The sequence below is a fragment of the Brevundimonas sp. GW821-FHT02A10 genome (assembly GCF_059422025.1).
The window spans coordinates 981,018-993,304 of sequence record NZ_JBWKWC010000001.1 but is presented as its reverse complement, the minus strand read 5'-3'; the positions used below and the strand labels follow the sequence as shown (position 1 = coordinate 993,304).

General features: G+C 69.5%; 17 protein-coding genes. 8 read left to right on the top strand and 9 right to left on the bottom strand.

Going from position 1 to position 12,287, the window contains the following annotated elements:
* Positions 1-28: 28 nt before the first annotated feature.
* The 5 genes from AC07U0_RS04560 to AC07U0_RS04540 form a co-directional block, all read right to left on the bottom strand.
* Positions 29-859, bottom strand: coding sequence for an AraC family transcriptional regulator (locus tag AC07U0_RS04560; RefSeq protein ID WP_494718831.1), 831 nt, complete (start codon positions 857-859; stop codon positions 29-31).
* Between the two features lie 3 nt (positions 860-862).
* Positions 863-1,297, bottom strand: coding sequence for a DUF1178 family protein (locus tag AC07U0_RS04555; RefSeq protein ID WP_494718830.1), 435 nt, complete (start codon positions 1,295-1,297; stop codon positions 863-865).
* Positions 1,294-2,133, bottom strand: coding sequence for a carbon-nitrogen hydrolase family protein (locus AC07U0_RS04550; protein ID WP_494718829.1), 840 nt, complete (start codon positions 2,131-2,133; stop codon positions 1,294-1,296). The genes AC07U0_RS04555 and AC07U0_RS04550 overlap by 4 nt, the downstream gene beginning before the upstream one ends.
* Positions 2,134-2,135: 2 nt before the next feature.
* Complete coding sequence (gene grxC, locus AC07U0_RS04545) at positions 2,136-2,393, bottom strand: glutaredoxin 3 (protein ID WP_494718828.1); 258 nt, start codon at positions 2,391-2,393, stop codon at positions 2,136-2,138.
* Positions 2,394-2,457: 64 nt separating this feature from the next.
* A complete protein-coding gene (locus tag AC07U0_RS04540; protein WP_494718827.1) occupies positions 2,458-3,294 on the bottom strand; it encodes a ComFC family protein in 837 nt (278 codons plus the stop codon).
* Between AC07U0_RS04540 and AC07U0_RS04535 the strand changes: the two genes are divergently transcribed.
* The 3 genes from AC07U0_RS04535 (at position 3,293) to AC07U0_RS04525 (ending at position 6,239) form a co-directional block, all read left to right on the top strand.
* Positions 3,293-4,174: a class I SAM-dependent methyltransferase gene (locus AC07U0_RS04535; RefSeq protein ID WP_494718826.1), complete on the top strand. Its 882-nt coding sequence runs from the start codon at positions 3,293-3,295 to the stop codon at positions 4,172-4,174. The genes AC07U0_RS04540 and AC07U0_RS04535 overlap by 2 nt on opposite strands.
* Before the next feature lie 40 nt (positions 4,175-4,214).
* Complete coding sequence (locus AC07U0_RS04530; RefSeq protein ID WP_494718825.1) at positions 4,215-5,045, top strand: AraC family transcriptional regulator; 831 nt, start codon at positions 4,215-4,217, stop codon at positions 5,043-5,045.
* 81 nt (positions 5,046-5,126) lie between these two features.
* The gene (locus AC07U0_RS04525) at positions 5,127-6,239 is read left to right on the top strand and encodes a serine hydrolase domain-containing protein (protein ID WP_494718824.1); all 1,113 of its coding nucleotides are present in this window, start codon (positions 5,127-5,129) and stop codon (positions 6,237-6,239) included.
* A gap of 4 nt (positions 6,240-6,243) precedes the next feature.
* Here AC07U0_RS04525 and AC07U0_RS04520 read toward each other — a convergent pair whose 3' ends face one another.
* Both AC07U0_RS04520 and AC07U0_RS04515 read right to left on the bottom strand, forming a co-directional pair.
* The gene (locus AC07U0_RS04520) at positions 6,244-6,450 is read right to left on the bottom strand and encodes a Flp family type IVb pilin (protein WP_494718823.1); all 207 of its coding nucleotides are present in this window, start codon (positions 6,448-6,450) and stop codon (positions 6,244-6,246) included.
* Between the two features lie 36 nt (positions 6,451-6,486).
* Entirely contained in the window at positions 6,487-6,900 is a 414-nt protein-coding gene (locus AC07U0_RS04515; RefSeq protein ID WP_494718822.1) for a (deoxy)nucleoside triphosphate pyrophosphohydrolase, read from the bottom strand.
* A 166-nt stretch (positions 6,901-7,066) separates the two neighbouring features.
* On the opposite strand from AC07U0_RS04515, the gene AC07U0_RS04510 reads away from it, so the two are divergent.
* Both AC07U0_RS04510 and AC07U0_RS04505 read left to right on the top strand, forming a co-directional pair.
* The gene (locus AC07U0_RS04510; RefSeq protein ID WP_494718821.1) at positions 7,067-7,507 is read left to right on the top strand and encodes a DUF350 domain-containing protein; all 441 of its coding nucleotides are present in this window, start codon (positions 7,067-7,069) and stop codon (positions 7,505-7,507) included.
* 13 nt (positions 7,508-7,520) lie between these two features.
* Positions 7,521-8,351, top strand: coding sequence for a S1 family peptidase (locus AC07U0_RS04505; RefSeq protein WP_494718820.1), 831 nt, complete (start codon positions 7,521-7,523; stop codon positions 8,349-8,351).
* Here AC07U0_RS04505 and AC07U0_RS04500 read toward each other — a convergent pair.
* On the bottom strand, positions 8,348-9,235 hold the full coding sequence (locus AC07U0_RS04500; protein ID WP_494718819.1) for an isoaspartyl peptidase/L-asparaginase family protein: 888 nt from the start codon (positions 9,233-9,235) through the stop codon (positions 8,348-8,350). The genes AC07U0_RS04505 and AC07U0_RS04500 overlap by 4 nt on opposite strands.
* Before the next feature lie 148 nt (positions 9,236-9,383).
* Between AC07U0_RS04500 and AC07U0_RS04495 the strand changes: the two genes are divergently transcribed.
* Genes AC07U0_RS04495 through AC07U0_RS04485 form a run of 3 tightly spaced genes read left to right on the top strand, consistent with a single transcriptional unit; the run spans position 9,384 to position 11,856 of the window.
* Complete coding sequence (locus AC07U0_RS04495) at positions 9,384-10,385, top strand: NADPH:quinone oxidoreductase family protein (RefSeq protein WP_494718818.1); 1,002 nt, start codon at positions 9,384-9,386, stop codon at positions 10,383-10,385.
* Positions 10,382-11,113, top strand: coding sequence for a 2OG-Fe(II) oxygenase (locus AC07U0_RS04490; protein ID WP_494718817.1), 732 nt, complete (start codon positions 10,382-10,384; stop codon positions 11,111-11,113). The genes AC07U0_RS04495 and AC07U0_RS04490 overlap by 4 nt, the downstream gene beginning before the upstream one ends.
* Positions 11,110-11,856, top strand: a complete 747-nt coding sequence (locus AC07U0_RS04485) for a 2OG-Fe(II) oxygenase (protein ID WP_494718816.1) — start codon at positions 11,110-11,112, stop codon at positions 11,854-11,856. The genes AC07U0_RS04490 and AC07U0_RS04485 overlap by 4 nt, the downstream gene beginning before the upstream one ends.
* On the opposite strand, the gene AC07U0_RS04480 is transcribed toward AC07U0_RS04485, so the two are convergent.
* The gene (locus AC07U0_RS04480) at positions 11,853-12,269 is read right to left on the bottom strand and encodes a YkvA family protein (protein ID WP_494718815.1); all 417 of its coding nucleotides are present in this window, start codon (positions 12,267-12,269) and stop codon (positions 11,853-11,855) included. The two genes, AC07U0_RS04485 and AC07U0_RS04480, sit on opposite strands and share 4 nt — an antisense overlap.
* Between the last annotated feature and the right edge of the window lie 18 nt (positions 12,270-12,287).

Genomic DNA, 12,287 nt, shown 5'->3' with positions numbered 1-12,287 from the left:
CGGTCTCCAGCGTGTGTGTGAGGCGACCCTAGAGCGGCGAATGGGGTGAGGGCTTGTAGGTTTGCGACGCGATGGACCGCGCCAGCTCGACCTGATCCCGCGCCCACCCCGTTGCCGTGCAGCCGAGGTAGCGCTGGAAGTCCCGGGCCATCTGCGGCTGGTCGAAATAGCCGGCGGCGAGACCGGCCTCGAGCCATGATACGGCGTCGGCCTCCGGGTCGTTGAGGTGATCGAAGACGCGGCGGAACCTCAGGATCGAACGGAACTCACGCGGCGAAATCCCGACCCGATCGCGGAAGCGGCGCTGCAGGGCGCGCTGTTCAGCCGGGCCACGGGACAAGGGTGGCTGTTCGGCCTGGGCCGCGGCGATCTCGGCCCGGACCTCGGGGTCGATGGACCATCCTGAGCGAAGGCGTTCGGCTTCCAGCAGGGCGACCATGACCGCGACCTGCCCCTCCGGATCGCCGGCGGGCGCCGTGATCCCGGCCAGGCGCGCAGTCATGTCCAGACGTTTGTCGACAGCCAGATGGGCCGACATCCCCAGCCAGTCTCGGGCGCCGTCAGGTTCGAACCGAACGGCGACGAGCTCGATCGGGCCGACGGGACGCAGGGCCAGCGGCCGGGTCATCTGACCGGCGAACAGGGCGGGCGGCTGCAGGCGGAAGACGCCGTCGGGCCCTTCCTCCTCATAGGGGCTGCCGATGTCGAGGATCAGCTCGGGACAGCCGTCCGGCGCGATCCGCTGCACGGCGCCCGACGGTGACGGCGAGGCATAGGTCCAGATCGTCCGCACAAAAGGACGCAGCGACGCGGGTGGTTCGTGCTCTGCGTATCGCTCTTCACCCGCCCCCACGGTCATGTGTCAGTTGACCTTGGCCGGGTCCGGCGGAGCGGCGGGCAGGGGCGAACAGGGCACCCCGTCGTCCTTCAGCTTTTTCACCTCGGCGGGCGTGGCCTCGCCGTAGATCTCGCGCTTCTCGGAGCGACCCTCGTGGATGTCGCGGGCCTCGCGGGCGAAGCTGTCGCCGACATAGTCGAAATTCTGCTCGACATGGGCGCGCACCTCGCGGGCCGCCTCCAGCATCATCGATTGCATCTTCGCGGCCATGTCGGGGGCGGCCGGAGAGCGCTTCGTGCCCGCGACCGCCGGGGCCATGATCTGTTTGGCGACGCCGTGTGAGCCGCAGAAGGGGCATTCGATCAGACCGCGTTGCGCCTGATCGTCATAGTCGGAGGAGGAGCCGAACCAGGCCTCGAACGGATGGTCCTGATCGCAGACGAGGGCGTAACGGATCACAGCGGGCTCGCGAATTCGCGGTCGTGCTTCAGGGCCGGGACCGAGGCGCGGGCCTTCTCGACGGCCGACAGATCCAGTGTCGCGCGCAGGATGGCCGGTTCGTCGTGATCCAGTTTGGCGATCACCTCGCCCCACGGCCCGACGACGATCGAGCGGCCCCAGGTCTTGCGGCCGTCCTCGTGCAGCCCGCCTTGCGCGGGCGCCAGGACGAAGGCGCCGGTCTCGATGGCCCGGGCGCGCAGCAGGGTCTCCCAATGGGCCTCGCCGGTCGGCACGGTGAAGGCGGCGGGCACGGAGATCATCGCGGCGCCCGCCTTGGCCAGCTGGCGATAGAGATGCGGGAAGCGGACGTCGTAGCAGACGCTCATCCCCAGCCGGCCCCAGGGGGTGTCAGCCACCGTCGCCCCGTCGCCGGGCCGGATGGTCGCGCTCTCGCGATAGGTCTCGCCATTCGCCAGGTCGACGTCGAAAACGTGCAGCTTGTCGTAGCGGCCGACCACCCCGCCGTTGGCGTCGATCAGCAGGGAGCGATTGGCGGCGCGGTCGTCGCCGGCCACGCCCGACTTGACCACCGCCGAGCCGATCAGGATCCAGACGCCGAGTTCGGCCGCCAGACGACGCAGGCCAAGGACGACGCCGTCCTGATCCTCGTCGGTAGTCGACAGGCCCTTCCTGTCGCGCCTCTGCTCGACAAAATTCGAGACCTCGGGCGTCAGAATGAATTTCGCGCCGTCCGCAGCCGCCTGACGGATCAGGGGCTCGACATGGGCCAGCCCGGCCTCGGGCGTCGCCGGGGTCCGCGTCTGGATCAGGGCGATGTCGAGGCCGGAGCCCATGGTCAGGCGGCCAGAAGCGGGTCGAGACCGCCCCTGCGTTCCAGCGCCTGGATGTCGTCGCAGCCGCCGATGTGCTGGCCGTTGATGAAGATCTGCGGGAAGGTGGCGCGGCCGCCCGACTTCTCGACCATCTCGGCCTTCTTCTCGGGGTCGTTCGAGGCGATGATCTCGGTGAACTCCGCGCCCTTCTTGTTCAGCAGGCCGATGGCCGACGAGCAATAGGGACAACCGGGCTTGGTGTAGATGACGATCTCGGCCATGGGCGAACTCCGACAGGTGTTGAGGTGACCTAGCGCGAATCCGCGCCCGGTCGAAAGGATGCTCCTATGTAGGAAGAATTCTGGCCGTGCGCACCCGGGCGATGACGGCCAGATCGACGCCCCGCGCCCCGGCCGCCAGAAGGGTCTTGGCACAGGCCTCGCCGGTCGCGCCGGTGGTCAGGACGTCGTCGATCAGCAGGATGCGGCGGCCCTTGATGCGGCGGGCGCCCGCCTCGGTCACCGCGAAGGCGGACTTCACGTTCAGCCGCCGCCCGCGTGCGCTCTTGCCACCCTGCGTCGCCGTGCGCTCGGTCCGGATCAGGGCGTCGGGCAGATAGTCGAGGCCCGCTGTGCGGGCGAGCGGCCGAGCGATTTCGGCGGCCTGGTTGAACCGCCGCGACAGCAGTCGCATCCGGTGCAGGGGCACGGGGACGACGGCGTCGGCCTCGGCGACCAGGTCGGACGCCGCCCGACTGATCCAGCGCGCGAACAGGCCTGAGAACTGCTGCTGGTCGCCGTGCTTGTATTTCAGGATCAGGCCGCGCGAGGCCTCGTCATAGACGCAGGCGGCCCGGGCGCGGGCAAAGGCGTAGGGCTGGGCCAGACAGGCGGCGCAGCGTTCCGAGGCGAACTCGCCCCCGTCAAACTCGAAGGCCGCGCCGCAGCCGTCGCAGACCGGCGCTTCCAGAAAGATGACCCGGCTCCAGGCGTCGGGGCTGAGGCCCGCCGCCGCCGTCGCCTCGCGGCTGTCGTGGGCCACGGGCGGCAGGATCAGGTCGGCGAGGCCTCGCCCCACATCCGACAGCCGGGGCAGGACAGGACGTGGAAACCGGAATACAGGGCGTCGCGCGGACCTCGCCGCTTCCCATCCGCCCTCCGGATCCCCATCCTCAACGTCCATGACTTCCCCCTCCGCTCCTTCCGGCCCTCCTCAAATCTTCGACGCCGCCCGCCGGGCCGCCCGGCTGAGGCGATCCGCGCCGCGGTTCCGCGAGGCCGATTTCCTGCACGTCAGGGCTGCGGAGGGGGCGGTTGACAGCCTTGAGGCGATCTTGCGCGACTTTCTCGTCGCCGTCGACCTCTCCGCGCGGCCCGAGGCGTTTGGTGGCTTGCTGGCCGACAGTCCGGCGGCGAAGCGGGTCGGTCCGGTGCGCGTCCTGAACGCCGGGGCCGCCGCGCCGGGCGCCGAGACGCTCGGTCTGGAGGACGGGTCGGCCGACCTGATCGTCTCCCTGATGACCCTGCACTGGGCCAATGACCTGCCCGGCGCCCTGAGCCAGATCCGCCGCGCCCTGAAGCCGGACGGCTTGTTCCTCGGCACCCTCCTGGGCGCCGCGACCCTGAAGGAGCTGCGCGCCGTCCTGACCGAGGCCGAGCTGGCCGAGCGCGGCGGGGCCCAGGCGCGGGTCTCGCCCTTCGCCGACGGCTATGACGGCGCGGCCCTGCTGCAGCGGGCGGGCTTTACCCTGCCGGTCTCGGACGTCGACCGGGTGACGGTCCGCTATCCTGACCTCTTCGCCCTGATCCGCGACCTTCGGGCCATGGGCGAGACCAACCAGTTGGCCGGGACGATCCGGCCCCTGACGCGCGGCATCCTGATGCGCGCCGCCGCCCTCTATGCGGAAAAGTACGGCGAACCCGACGGGCGCATTCCGGCGACCTTCGAGATCGTCAACCTGGCCGGCTGGGCGCCGCACGAAAGCCAGCAGAAGCCCCTGCCGCGCGGGTCGGCCAAGGCGCGGTTGGCCGATGTTCTCGGGGTGACCGAGCACAAGGATTAGGGGCCGGTCGAGCCTGTCCGATTCTTAAGGTGCCCCGTTCGTGGTCCTGCCCTATCCGGGACGGATGGCGGGTTCCTCATTTCGGTCGGGTCAGTTTCTGGGCGCGCGCTCCACGGGCGTGTCCGTCTGCGGCTTTCAGGTCGACTTGCGGATCGCCACCCTGCCGCCTGAGCAGGTCCACAGCCACGCTCACGACGACGCCCATTTCGTCCTGGCGCTCGATAGCGGCTATCGCAGCCTTGCCCATGATCCCGCGACGCCCGCCGCTCTGGCGTTCGGCCCCGGCGCCCTCGTCTGGAACCCGGCGGGGGTCGAGCATCGCGACTGTTTCGATGAGGCGGGCGGGCGCTTTCTGTCCGTGAGTTTCAATCCTCCGCCGGGCGCCCGTCGGGATGAGCCCCGCCGTCTGCGCGGACGAGCCGGGAGCGCGGCGCGGCGGCTGGTCGGGGCCACGGCGCGGTTCCGACCCGGCGACGACCTGATCCTCGAAGGTCTGGCGCTGGAGATGGCGGTCGGGGCCCTTTCGCCTTCCGACCTGACCGAGGACCCGGCGCCGGAATGGGTCTGGCGCGCCCGTGAGGTCATCGGCGATCTCGCCTCCCGGCCCGGTCTCGAGGTTCGCGACGTCGCCGCCGTCGTCGGGGTCCATTCCGTCGCCCTGGCGCGGCGCTATCGGCGGCATTTCGGCCAGACACCCGGGGCCGCCATCCGGCAAATGCGCGCCGACCGGGCTTCGGGTCTCGTCGGACGCAGCGGCGATCTGGCGGGGGTCGCCGCGGACGCCGGCTATGCCGACCAGAGCCATATGACCCGCGAGTTCCTGACGATCTACGGCCTGACGCCCGGCCAGTATCGCGGCGCCTTCGGCTGACGGGTTTCGGCCGGCCGGTTTCAGCTGTTCAAGACGGGCTCCCGGCGGCCTGACAATGTCAGGGCCTCACCGAGGATCATCATGCGTCTGTTTCTTCTCGCCGCCTGCGCGGCCGCTTCCCTGTCCATCGCAGCAGCCCCTGCCGCCGCCCGGTCCGCGCCCCAGTGGATTGCCGCGGCGCCCGCCAGTCAGGGAGTGTCGGACGCTGGCCTAACCGCCCTTGATACCGCTGTGCGGGCCGGGACCTATCAACAGATCACCAGCGTCCTGATCGCCCGGCATGGACGGCTGGTGCATGAGACCTATTTCGACGACGGCGGCGCCGAGGCACGACGCAACACCCGTTCGGCGACCAAGACGGTCACGGCCCTGCTGGTCGGCGCCGCCGTCGCCGAGGGCGATCTGCCGGGCGCCAGCGTTCCGGTTCTGCCCTTCATCGCCGACCACGGGCCGTTCGAGAATCCCGATCCGCGCAAGGCCGGCATCACGGTCGAGGACCTCCTGACCATGAGCTCCCTGCTGGAGTGCGACGACGACAACCAGTTCTCGCGCGGCAATGAGGAGCGGATGTATCTGATCGAGGACTGGGTGAAGTTCGCCTTCGACCTGCCGATCCGTGGCTTCCCGGCCTGGGTCCCCAAGCCTGCCGACCAGCCCTATGGACGCGCCTTCAGCTATTGCACGGCCGGGGTCACCACGCTCGGAGCCGTGGTCCAGTCGGCGACCCATGAGCCGCTTGAGGCCTTCGCCCAGCGCGCCCTGTTCACGCCTCTGGGGATCGAGAAGCCGGAATGGCAATTCTCACCGACCGGTCTGGCCCAGGGCGGAGGCGGTCTGGGGCTGCGCAGCCGCGACCTGCTGGCGCTCGGACAGCTGTTGCTGGATCATGGCCGCTGGCAAGGGCGTCAGGTTCTGCCCGAAAGCTGGACGACGGCCATGACGACGCCGCACGCCCATGTCGACGACCAGAGGGGCGACTACGGCTATCTGACCTGGTTGCCGACCTACAAGGTCAACGGGCGGAACCATGCGGCCTGGGCCATGGCCGGGACCGGGGGCAACAAGGTGGTGATCGTGCCGGATCTGGATGCGGTGATCGTGGTGACCACCACCAACTACGGCGTGCGCAACCCGCATGCCCTGGCCGACGCCCTGATCACCGACCACGCGCTGGCGTCCATAACCGGAGAGTGAGGCTTCAGCCGCCGTTCATCGTGCCGGAAATGGCCTTGAAAGCGGTGTTGAAGATGTCGGTGGCCTTGTTGCCGAAGGCGGTCACGGCGCTGACGATGACGAGGAAGATCAGCGAGATGATCAGGCCGTACTCGAGGGCGGTGGCGCCGGAGTCGTTTCGCCAGAATCGGGGCAGGAATCTCGACAGGAAGCGGGCGCTCGACGTGCGCATCGGGTCCTCCTGCCTCTGACGCCTTCTCGCGTCGCCCTAGAGAAGATCGCGCAACCAGGCGACCAGCGGAGCGTCGGCGGGCGGCATGGGATAGTCCGGCAGCTTGTCCGGCTTCACCCAGGCCAGGGCGGAATGTTCGTGAGCCACGACCACGCCCGACCAGCGTCGGCACAGATAAAGTGGCATCAGAAGGTGAAAGCTTTCGTAAGCGTGGCTCGCGAAAACGAAGGGGGCCAGGCAGCTCTCCGTCACCTCGATGCCGAGTTCCTCGCGCAGCTCGCGGATCAGGGCAGCTTCCGGCCGCTCGCCCGGCTCAACCTTGCCGCCGGGAAATTCCCACAGGCCCGCCAGCTGTTTGCCCTCGGGCCGCTTGGCGATCAGCACCCGGCCGTCCACATCGATCAGGGCGACGGCGACGACAAGCACGGTGGGCAGGACGGATTCGGTCATGCGCTGGCTCTACATTTCCCTGTGCGGGCTCGCGACTGCAATCTTTCGTCACACAGTGTGGCGCGGCGGCGCTTGCGGATTGGGGCGAGATTCGGGCAAGGGCTGATGCACCGGGGCCCCGGCCGGGCCGTTCGCATCCGCGCATTCGACCAGATTTCTCCAGGGTATGGGCTCGACCTTCTCCGACATCCTTTCCAGTCCTGAAATCCAGGCCTTCGCCAGTGGTTTCCCGGTCATGGTGCTGCACCTGATCGCGACCTTCGTCCTGCTGGCCGCGGGGGCGGTGATCTACGGCCTGCTGACGCCGTGGAAGGAAATTTCCCTGATCCGCGAGGGCAATTCGGCGGCCAGCGTGGCCTTCGGCGGGGTGTTGCTGGGTCTGGCCATTCCGCTGGCGGTGTCGCTGTCGGTCTCTACCTCGCTGCGGGACATCGTGCTGTGGGGGATCGCCACCTTGGTGCTGCAACTGCTGGCCTTCCGCATCGTCGACGCGGTCCTGACCGGACTGCCGCAGCGCATTCAGGAGGGCGAGATTTCGGCCGCCGTCCTGCTGGTCGCGGCCAAGCTGGCGACCGCCCTGGTCCTCGCCGCCGCCCTGACGGGCTGAGGGCGGGCTGAGCGTGGCCGGTTTCCGCATCCCGGACTGGAGCGTCTATGCGGTGGTCCTGGCGGCCATCATCGGCCTGTCGCTGAGCCGGCGCGAGAACGCCGACGCCCCGCCGGCCCCCGCCCCGCCCGATGAGGCCGAGGGCGCGCTGCTGGGCCCCATCACCCCTTTCGATCCCGCCGTGACGGTGGAGGCGCCGGACGGCCCCTTCCAGCCCTCGGCCGGAACTGCCTTCTCCATCGCCGCCGACGGCCGCTGGATCACCGCCCGCCATGTGGTCGACGGTTGCCGCAAGCCCGCGCTGGTAGTCGGCGGCGGACGGGCGGTGGCGGCGGACCTGCGTCTGGCGCGCGGCGCCGATGTCGCCCTTTTGATCACCGACGGCGGGCCGCCCGGCCTGCCGGTCCTGACCCGCCCCCAGCTCAAGCACGGCCAGCGCGCTTTCCATCCGGGCTTCCCGCAGGGCCGGGTCGGCGAGGTCTCCAGCCGTCTGCTGGGGCGCGAGACGCTGAAGGTTCACGGTCGCGGCGCTCATGACGAGCCGGTCCTGGCCTGGGCCGAGGTCGGCCGCACCGAGGGGCTGGAAGGGACACTGGCGGGCCTGTCCGGCGCGCCTGCGCTGGACCGTCAGGGCCGGGTGCTGGGCGTGACCATCGCCGAGGCGCCACGCCGGGGCCGTATCTACACCACCTCGCCGGAGACCTTCGCCCCGACGATCCGGGGCCAGTCCGGCGCCGAGCCGGCGCCGCTGAGCGAGCCGATCACCGTCGACAACTACGGCCGGGTGGCGGACACGCTGCGGCGCGACCTGCGCGTGGCCCAGGTGGTCTGTCTGGCGAGCTAGAGGCCGAACACCTCGACGCCGATCTCGCCGTCCGTCGTCAGCCATGCGCGCTTCATGCCCTGGCTGTTGAAGGGGTGGGCGAGGTTGCCGTCAGCGTCGAGCGCGATCAGGCCGCCGTCGCCGCCCAGTCCCCCGATGTCGTCGATGACCGCGCGCGCGGCCTCGGCGATCGTCTGACCCGCGCCCACGCGCCAGCCGACCTGTGCGGCGGCGGCGACGCGGATGAAGAACTCGCCCTGACCCGTGCCCGAGACGGCGACGCGGCCGTCGGCCCAGGTCCCGGCGGCGGGGATCGGGGTGTCGCCGACGCGTCCGGGCATCTTGCCGAACACGCCCGCGGTCGAGGTGGCGGCGGCAAGGCGGCCCTCGATATCCAGCACGCAGCAGCCGACGGTGCCGTGGCTGAGGACGTCGGGGGCGGTTCCGGGCGGATGGTTGTCCTCGCCCTTGCCTGCGTGGGTGAACCACGACGGCTCGTCGGCGATCGCGTCCAGCCCCTGGTCGTGGGCGAACAGGGCCGCGCCCTCGCCGACCAGCATGACGTGCGGCGTGTGGTCCATGACCGCCCGCGCGGCGCGGACCGGGCTGCGGAAGCCCTGCAGGGCGGCGACGGCGCCAGCCTTGCGGGTCGATCCGTCCATCAGGCTGGCGTCCAGCTCATAGGCGCCTGCGAGATTGGGCGAGGCGCCCTTGCCGGCGACGTAGAGGCCGGAGTCCTCCAGCATCACCACCGCCTCGACGGCGACGTCCAGCGCCGAGGCGCCGGCGTCGAGACGCGCCTTCATGGCCTCGACCACCTCGCGCATATGGACGACCTCGCGGCTGTAGTCGCGCTCGCGGCGCGCGCCGGCGCCACCGTGGAGAATGAGGGCAGGACGAGTCATAGGGGTCTCCGCATTATCCGGCCGCGTTCGATCGGGCCTTTTCTTATCGTGGGGGGCTGATTAGCGTTCCCGGGACGCGCATGCCACGGGGGCGGCGCCAAAACCGCCAATCAGACGGTGAAAAAGCCGTCGCAAGGGAAACTTCCAGATGCGCGCAGTCCTGTCCAAGACCGTCGGCGGTCCCGAAAGCCTGGTCGTCGAGGATATCCTGGATCCGACGCCGAAGCCGGGTCAGGTGATCATCGAGGTCAAGGCGGTGGGCATCAACTTCCCCGACACCCTGATCATCGAGGACAAGTACCAGTTCCGGCCTGAGCGCCCCTTCGCGCCGGGGGGCGAGGTCTCCGGCGTTGTCGAAGCGGTCGGCGAGGGGGTCAAGGGCATCTTCAAGGGGGACCGGGTCATCGCCGTGCCCGGCTGGGGCGGTCTGGTCGAGCGGCTGGCCGTGCCGGCCGCCAGCGTGATCAAGATGCCCGAGGGCATGTCGTTCGAGGAGGGCGCAGCCCTCGTCATGACCTACGGCACCTCCTACTATGCCCTGAAGGACCGGGCCCAGCTGAAGGCCGGAGAATCGCTTCTGGTGCTGGGCGCTGCGGGAGGGGTTGGCGCCGCCGCCGTCGAACTGGGCAAGGCCATGGGCGCCCATGTCATCGCCGCTGCCTCCACCAACGACAAGGTCCAGTTCGCGCTGGAGCTCGGCGCCGACAACGGCCTGATCTACCCCTCGGGCAAGATGGACAAGGCGGCCCAGAAGGAACTCTCGGGCGAGCTGAAGCTGGCCTCAGGCCGCGACGGTCCGGACGTGGTCTATGACGGCGTCGGCGGCGACTATTGCGAGCCGGCCCTGCGGGCCATGGACTGGAACGGCCGCTATCTGGTGGTCGGCTTCCCGGCGGGCATTCCGTCCCTGCCGCTGAACCTGACGCTGCTGAAGTCGGTATCAGTCATCGGGGTGTTCTGGGGCGCGGCAGTGGCGCGCGACCCCGCCGGTCACGCGGCCAATATGGCCGACCTTCTGAAGTTCTATGCCGAGGGCAAGATCAAGCCGCGCATCTTCCAGACCTTCCCGCTGGAGCGCGCCCATGAGGCCATCAAGGCGCTGGGCGACCGTACGGCCATGGGCAAGATCGTGGTGACGGTCGAGTCGTGAGCGCGATCCAGCTCGCAGACGATCTGGACATCGAGGCGGCGGCGGAGCGGCTGGTCCGCACCGGCCGCACCCGACTGTCCGGCCTGATCGGGGAGGGGGCGACCGCGATCCATGCCGCCGTCACCCACCCCGACATGGTCTGGATGCGGGCCATCGAGAACCCCTACAACGAGGACGTTCCCGTCGCCCTGTTCGAGGCCGAGCCGCTCGCGGAACAGGCCCGGCTGATCGCCATGGCTCATGAGGAGGCCGTGGACGGCTTCCAGTTCATCTTCGACCGGCTGAGGCTCGGGCGGGCGAAGGCGATGAGGCTGGCGATCCCGCAGCCCCTCTATGATCTGCACACCCTGTTCAACTCCGGGCCCTTCCTCGACTTTGCCCGGAAACTGACCGGCGACGACCGCATCGCCTATGCCGACGCCCAGCCGACCCGCTACCTGCCCGGCCATTTCCTGAACCGGCATACGGACGAACATGAGGATGCGGGGCGGCTCTACGCCTATGTCCTGAACGTCTCGCCCGAATGGCGGGCGGAGTGGGGCGGCCTGTTGATGTTCCTCGATGAGGAAGGAGCGGTGACCGAGACCTTCACCCCGGCCTTCGGGACCCTGAACGTCTTTCAGGTGCCGCAGAGCCACTGCGTCTCCATGGTCGCCCCCTTTGCCGGGGCTCCGCGTTATTCGATCACCGGCTGGTGGCGCAGTGCGCCGCCTCCCGAGGCGCGATGACGGGCATCCGCCTCAATCCCGATCTGGACGTCGACGCCTTGGCGCGGGCGTTTACAGCGAGGCGGCGGCTGCGCATCCCTGACATCCTCGAGGTCGCGAGCGCCGGGGCGGTGGCGGCCGTGCTGGAACACGAGACGCGTTGGAAGACCACGGTGGCGGCGGGCGGCGATTTCTTCGAACTGCCGCTCGACGGCGAACGGGCCGAGGATCCATCGAAGCAGGCTTGGCTGGACGCCGCGCGCGTCGACGGGGCCGCGACCCGGATGCAGTATGTCTTCGACACGCGCCGTCTCGGTCCCGATCACGAGGCGGACGGATCGGACGCCGCCGACGCCGTGCTGGAGTTCCTGAACAGCGAGGCCTTCCTCGGCTTTGTCCGGGCGGTGACCGGCGACGACCGCATCGACTTTCTGGATGGACAGGCCAGCCGTTATCGCCCCGGCCATGTGCTGACGACCCACAGCGATCTGTCGGCAGGCAAGAACAGGCTCTACGCCTATGTGCTGAACCTGACCCGGCAATGGCGGGCCGACTGGGGCGGGACCCTGGTCTTCCACGGCCCTGACGGCCACATCGCCGAGGGCTTCGTCCCGACGTTCAACGCCCTCAACCTGTTCGAGGTGCCCATGTCCCATGCGGTGACCCAGGTGGCCTCCTTTGCCATGGGGCCTAGGCTGTCGATCACCGGCTGGATCCGCTCGCACCAGCCGGTCGGGCCCCAACGGGCCCAGGCGACGCCCTAGCGGTCCTTCAACCGTTCGACGGTCCGGGCGGCCTCGTCGCGGTGGCGGCGCTTGATATTGGCGCCGAGGGTGGCGATCAGGGCGGCGAAGACGGCGGCGTCGTCTGTGAAGCCAATGCCGGCGAAGATGTCGGGAATGGCGTCGATCGGCAGGACGAAATAGGCCAGCGCCCCCAGCATCATCCCCTTGGCCGCCGCCGGGGTTTCCGGATCGCGGGCCGCGTACCAGACGCTCAGCGCCTGATCGGCGAAGGGGATGCGGGCGGCGGTCGAGACGATCTTGGGCCAGAAGCCGCGCTGGACCCGCATCTCGTTGACGCGCAGCACGGCGGGCGTGAGGGCGCGGCGCGGATCGATAGCGTCGTCCGGGGTCACCGTCTCGTCGCCTGTAACGGCTTGTGATCGTGAGGCCATGGCCGCTAAACCCTCCGC

Excerpts from the sequence above, each read along its gene's own strand:
- AC07U0_RS04560 (WP_494718831.1), bottom strand. The coding sequence starts at position 859 with ATGACCGTGGGGGCGGGTGAAGAGCGATACGCAGAGCACGAACCACCC.
- AC07U0_RS04550 (WP_494718829.1), bottom strand. The coding sequence starts at position 2,133 with ATGGGCTCCGGCCTCGACATCGCCCTGATCCAGACGCGGACCCCGGCG.
- grxC (WP_494718828.1), bottom strand. The coding sequence starts at position 2,393 with ATGGCCGAGATCGTCATCTACACCAAGCCCGGTTGTCCCTATTGCTCG.
- AC07U0_RS04535 (WP_494718826.1), top strand. The coding sequence starts at position 3,293 with ATGACTTCCCCCTCCGCTCCTTCCGGCCCTCCTCAAATCTTCGACGCC.
- AC07U0_RS04540 (WP_494718827.1), bottom strand. The coding sequence starts at position 3,294 with ATGGACGTTGAGGATGGGGATCCGGAGGGCGGATGGGAAGCGGCGAGG.
- AC07U0_RS04525 (WP_494718824.1), top strand. The coding sequence starts at position 5,127 with ATGCGTCTGTTTCTTCTCGCCGCCTGCGCGGCCGCTTCCCTGTCCATC.
- AC07U0_RS04520 (WP_494718823.1), bottom strand. The coding sequence starts at position 6,450 with ATGCGCACGTCGAGCGCCCGCTTCCTGTCGAGATTCCTGCCCCGATTC.
- AC07U0_RS04515 (WP_494718822.1), bottom strand. The coding sequence starts at position 6,900 with ATGACCGAATCCGTCCTGCCCACCGTGCTTGTCGTCGCCGTCGCCCTG.
- AC07U0_RS04510 (WP_494718821.1), top strand. The coding sequence starts at position 7,067 with ATGGGCTCGACCTTCTCCGACATCCTTTCCAGTCCTGAAATCCAGGCC.
- AC07U0_RS04500 (WP_494718819.1), bottom strand. The coding sequence starts at position 9,235 with ATGACTCGTCCTGCCCTCATTCTCCACGGTGGCGCCGGCGCGCGCCGC.
- AC07U0_RS04495 (WP_494718818.1), top strand. The coding sequence starts at position 9,384 with ATGCGCGCAGTCCTGTCCAAGACCGTCGGCGGTCCCGAAAGCCTGGTC.
- AC07U0_RS04485 (WP_494718816.1), top strand. The coding sequence starts at position 11,110 with ATGACGGGCATCCGCCTCAATCCCGATCTGGACGTCGACGCCTTGGCG.
- AC07U0_RS04480 (WP_494718815.1), bottom strand. The coding sequence starts at position 12,269 with ATGGCCTCACGATCACAAGCCGTTACAGGCGACGAGACGGTGACCCCG.